A 5,629-nucleotide genomic window follows, 5' to 3' on the forward strand; every position below is an offset into this window, starting at 1 on the left:
AAAAAAAGTTTAATAAAAAGCTTGACAATACTAAAAAGATTTCTACCTTTGCAATCCCAAACAGAACGGGAGTTTTCAAACGGAGTTTGATAACAGAATAAAAAGATTGAAACGTTGAAATTCGAAACTGAACCTGGAACATTAAGACCAGGAGAAACTGAAGAAAAGAAACGAAGAAATATACAGAAGACCCGCGAGGCGATTCGAGAAGTTCATTAAAGAGATGTCATTTATAAAGCGTAGCGGGGTAAGATAGTACCGTTTCAAAGTACATGAAAACCAACGCTATTTTTTTGGGTCGAAATCTAACTAGACAATATATAATTAGAATAAGACTATTATTAATACAAGTTAAGAATGGTCAGCGTTCAAACAAAACATTTTACAATGGAGAGTTTGATCCTGGCTCAGGATGAACGCTAGCGGCAGGCCTAATACATGCAAGTCGAACGATAGTAAGAAGCTTGCTTTTTACGAAAGTGGCGCACGGGTGCGTAACGCGTATGCAACCTACCTTAATCAGGGGGATAGCCCGAAGAAATTCGGATTAACACCGCATAAAATCACAGTACAGCATTGTACAATGATCAAATATTTATAGGATTAAGATGGGCATGCGTGTCATTAGCTAGTTGGCGGGGTAACGGCCCACCAAGGCGACGATGACTAGGGGATCTGAGAGGATGGCCCCCCACACTGGTACTGAGACACGGACCAGACTCCTACGGGAGGCAGCAGTAAGGAATATTGGTCAATGGAGGCAACTCTGAACCAGCCATGCCGCGTGCAGGAAGACAGCCCTCTGGGTCGTAAACTGCTTTTATTCGGGAATAAACCTCATTACGTGTAATGAGCTGAATGTACCGAAGGAATAAGGATCGGCTAACTCCGTGCCAGCAGCCGCGGTAATACGGAGGATCCAAGCGTTATCCGGATTTATTGGGTTTAAAGGGTGCGTAGGCGGCTTATTAAGTCAGGGGTGAAAGACGGTGGCTCAACCATCGCAGTGCCCTTGATACTGATGAGCTTGAATACACTAGAGGTAGGCGGAATGTGACAAGTAGCGGTGAAATGCATAGATATGTCACAGAACACCGATTGCGAAGGCAGCTTACTATGGTGTGATTGACGCTGAGGCACGAAAGCGTGGGGATCAAACAGGATTAGATACCCTGGTAGTCCACGCCCTAAACGATGAATACTCGCTGTTAGCGATACACAGTTAGCGGCTAAGCGAAAGCGTTAAGTATTCCACCTGGGGAGTACGCCCGCAAGGGTGAAACTCAAAGGAATTGACGGGGGCCCGCACAAGCGGAGGAGCATGTGGTTTAATTCGATGATACGCGAGGAACCTTACCCGGGCTTGAAAGTTAGTGAATGATTTAGAGATAGATCAGTGAGCAATCACACGAAACTAGGTGCTGCATGGCTGTCGTCAGCTCGTGCCGTGAGGTGTTGGGTTAAGTCCCGCAACGAGCGCAACCCCTATGTTTAGTTGCCAGCACGTTAAGGTGGGGACTCTAAACAGACTGCCTGTGCAAACAGAGAGGAAGGAGGGGACGACGTCAAGTCATCATGGCCCTTACGTCCGGGGCTACACACGTGCTACAATGGATGGTACAGAGGGCAGCTAGCTGGTAACAGTATGCCAATCTCACAAAGCCATTCACAGTTCGGATAGAGGTCTGCAACTCGACCTCTTGAAGTTGGATTCGCTAGTAATCGCGTATCAGCAATGACGCGGTGAATACGTTCCCGGGCCTTGTACACACCGCCCGTCAAGCCATGGAAGTTGGGGGTACCTAAAGTATGTAACCGCAAGGAGCGTCCTAGGGTAAAACCGATAACTGGGGCTAAGTCGTAACAAGGTAGCCGTACCGGAAGGTGCGGCTGGAATACCTCCTTTCTGGAGTAGAATTGACTACTCGCTACGCCAAATGATATAAATGACAATAAATCTCAAAAAAGAAACACCCATAGGATGAAGCATCGTTAGTGCTCCATACTGAAGAAAGGGGACATGAGTAGTAAAGAAGATTTGTGAAATGAGAAATCAGTACTCATAAACCTTACTTACGAATAATTTAGTCCCGTAGCTCAGTTTGGTTAGAGCACTACACTGATAATGTAGGGGTCAGCAGTTCAAATCTGCTCGGGACTACATATATATTCTAGGGGGATTAGCTCAGCTGGCTAGAGCGCCTGCCTTGCACGCAGGAGGTCAACGGTTCGACTCCGTTATTCTCCACCATCACCGGTACCTAATACAAAAGGTACATAAATAGGAAACAAACCTGTAGAGGAATGTGACCCGGGATAGAAAAGTTCTTTGACATATTGGAAGAAGTTAAAAAAGAAGAGCAAACAACAATAGAGACGTTGTTTGATTGGAAGGAAGTAAATACCGAACAATCGGCATCTACCAACTGAAGGTTTAACAACAAATCAAAAAAGCATTTCCATATGCGCAAAAGGGTATGGAGAGAAGAAAGTAATTAAGAGCACACAGGGGATGCCTTGGCTCTCAGAGGCGATGAAAGACGTGATAAGCTGCGATAAGCTACGGGGATTAGCAAATATGAATTGATCCGTAGATTTCTGAATGGGGAAACCTAGCTAGTTGAAGACTAGTTGTACAATGTACGCAAACCTGCCGAACTGAAACATCTAAGTAAGCAGAGGAAGAGAAAATAATAATGATTTCCTAAGTAGTGGCGAGCGAACGGGAAAGAGCCCAAACCATTCTTGTTACGGCAAGTGTGGGGTTGTAGGACTACGATATGATTATAATGCAATGAAGTGGAACAGGATGGGAAGCCTGGCAATATAGAGTGATAGCCTCGTACACGTAAGTACCATTAGTCTAGTAGTATCCTGAGTACTGCGAGGTCGGAGACGCCTTGTAGGAATCTGCCGGCACCATCCGGTAAGGCTAAATACTCCTGAGAGACCGATAGTGAACCAGTACCGTGAGGGAAAGGTGAAAAGAACCCCGAACAGGGGAGTGAAATAGAACCTGAAACTGTGTGCTTACAAGCGGTCGGAGCGTCCAGGTGGCGTGACGGCGTGCCTTTTGCATAATGAGCCTACGAGTTACTCTTCTCTGGCAAGGTTAAGTGTTTCAGACACGGATCCGAAGCGAAAGCGAGTCTGAATAGGGCGTATAGTCAGGGGAGGTAGACGCGAAACCTTGTGATCTACCCATGGACAGGTTGAAGGTGCGGTAACACGTACTGGAGGACCGAACCGATAAACGTTGAAAAGTTTCCGGATGATCTGTGGGTAGGGGTGAAAGGCTAATCAAACTGGGAAATAGCTCGTACTCCCCGAAATGTTTTTAGGAACAGCGTCGTGGTGAAGTTAAATAGAGGTAGAGCTACTGATTGGGTGCGGGGGAGTCAAATCCTACCAAATCCAGACAAACTCCGAATGCTATTTAATATACACGGCAGTGAGGCGCGGGGTGCTAAGGTCACGCGCCGAGAGGGAAAGAACCCAGACCATCAGCTAAGGTCCCCAAGTTACAGTTAAGTTGAACTAACGAGGTCCGATTGCATAGACAGCTAGGATGTTGGCTTGGAAGCAGCCATTCATTTAAAGAGTGCGTAACAGCTCACTAGTCGAGCGATCGGGCATGGATAATAAACGGGCATAAAATTGTACACCGAAGCTATGGGTAATATTAATATTACGGTAGGGGAGCATTCCAGCGGCAGCGAAGGTATGACGTAAGTTGTGCTGGAGCTTCTGGAAAAGCAAATGTAGGCATAAGTAACGATAAGGCAGGCGAGAAACCTGCCCGCCGAAAGGATAAGGTTTCCTGATCAACGCTAATCGGATCAGGGTTAGTCGGGGCCTAAGGAGAACCCGAAGGGGATATTCGATGGACAACGGATTAATATTTCCGTACTTTTTATAACTGCGATGTGGGGACGGAGTAGTGACACTGCCGCGATCTGACGGAATAGATCGTTGAAGGCTGTAGGTATAGGACCGGTAGGCAAATCCGCCGGTCTTGCTAAAGGCTGATAGTACCGCAAACCTTCGGGGGCGTGGATAGTGCAGGTAATCAGACTTCCAAGAAAAACCGCTAAGCTTCAGGTTATAAAAACCCGTACCGCAAACCGACACAGGTATCCGGGAAGAGAATTCTAAGGCGCTCGAGTGAATCATGGCTAAGGAACTCGGCAAAATGGCCCTGTAACTTCGGGAGAAGGGGCGCTGGTAGCAATATCAGCCGCAGTGAAAAGGCCCAGGCGACTGTTTAACAAAAACACATGGCTTTGCAAAATCGAAAGATGAAGTATAAGGCCTGACACCTGCCCGGTGCTGGAAGGTTAAGAGGGGATGTCATCCTCACGGAGAAGCATTGAATCGAAGCCCCAGTAAACGGCGGCCGTAACTATAACGGTCCTAAGGTAGCGAAATTCCTTGTCGGGTAAGTTCCGACCTGCACGAATGGTGTAACGATCTGGGCGCTGTCTCAGCCATGAGCTCGGTGAAATTGTGGTCCCGGTGAAGACGCCGGGTACCCGCAACGGGACGGAAAGACCCCATGCACCTTCACTACAATTTAACATTGACATTGGATACAGGATGTGTAGGATAGGTGGGAGACTATGAAGCGGCATCGCCAGGTGTTGTGGAGTCAACGTTGAAATACCACCCTTTCTGTATTCGGTGTCTAACTCGGCTGGTCTGAGGACATTGTTTGATGGGTAGTTTGACTGGGGTGGTCGCCTCCAAAAAGGTAACGGAGGCTTTCAAAGGTAAGCTCAATACGCTTGGTAACCGTATGAGGAGTGCAATAGCATAAGCTTGCTTGACTGTGAGGCAAACAAGCCGAGCAGGGTCGAAAGACGGATATAGTGATCCGGTGGTTCTGCATGGAAGGGCCATCGCTCAAAGGATAAAAGGTACGCTGGGGATAACAGGCTGATCTCCCCCAAGAGCTCATATCGACGGGGAGGTTTGGCACCTCGATGTCGGCTCGTCACATCCTGGGGCTGGAGAAGGTCCCAAGGGTTCGGCTGTTCGCCGATTAAAGTGGCACGCGAGCTGGGTTCAGAACGTCGCGAGACAGTTCGGTCCCTATCTGTTGTGGGCGTAGGAATTTTGAGTGGGGCTGACCTTAGTACGAGAGGACCGGGTTGGACTAGCCTCTAGTGAATCTGTTGTTCCGCCAGGGGCATTGCAGAGTAGCTACGCTGGGAATAGATAAGCGCTGAAAGCATCTAAGTGCGAAACTAGCCACGAGATGAGAATTCCATATAGGACCGTAGCAGACTACTACGTTGATAGGTTACAGATGTAAAGATTGTGAGATCAAAGTCGAGTAATACTAATCATCCGAAGCTTTCAAGAGCAGAACACTGTTGTTTGTTCTTCCAAACTTAACTTCTTTCAATAATATGTCATTTGTTTAGTAACAAAGCCATATCCGGCACAAGCAGGATATGAGATATACACTAAATATTTAAAAATATTTAGGTGCCTATATCGGTGGTGTCCACCTCTTCCCATTCCGAACAGAGAAGTTAAGCCCACCAGAGCCGATGGTACTGCGGTAACACGTGGGAGAGTAGGTCGGTGCCAAATCTTAAAGAAAGCCTTACAGGAAACTGTGAGG

The 5,629-nt window shown here is 47.4% G+C and carries 2 tRNA genes and 3 rRNA genes; all 5 read left to right on the plus strand.

The features are described from left to right. Positions 1 to 384 precede the first annotated feature (384 nt). The 5 genes from R2Q84_RS25120 (at position 385) to rrf (ending at position 5,598) form a co-directional block, all read left to right on the plus strand. A 16S ribosomal RNA gene (locus R2Q84_RS25120) occupies positions 385 to 1,906 on the plus strand. A 180-nt stretch (positions 1,907 to 2,086) separates the two neighbouring features. Further along, positions 2,087 to 2,161 (plus strand) — tRNA-Ile (locus tag R2Q84_RS25125). Positions 2,162 to 2,174: 13 nt separating this feature from the next. Further along, positions 2,175 to 2,251, plus strand: a tRNA-Ala gene (locus R2Q84_RS25130). Positions 2,252 to 2,485: 234 nt separating this feature from the next. Continuing rightward, positions 2,486 to 5,364 (plus strand): 23S ribosomal RNA (locus R2Q84_RS25135). A gap of 122 nt (positions 5,365 to 5,486) precedes the next feature. Continuing rightward, a 5S ribosomal RNA gene (rrf, locus tag R2Q84_RS25140) occupies positions 5,487 to 5,598 on the plus strand. The 16S, 23S and 5S rRNA genes sit together here with 2 tRNA genes alongside, the layout of an rRNA operon. Positions 5,599 to 5,629 lie beyond the last annotated feature (31 nt).

The sequence above is a fragment of the Pedobacter nyackensis genome, assembly GCF_032678475.1.
In the GTDB taxonomy this organism is placed as follows: Bacteria; Bacteroidota; Bacteroidia; order Sphingobacteriales; family Sphingobacteriaceae; genus Pedobacter; species Pedobacter nyackensis_A.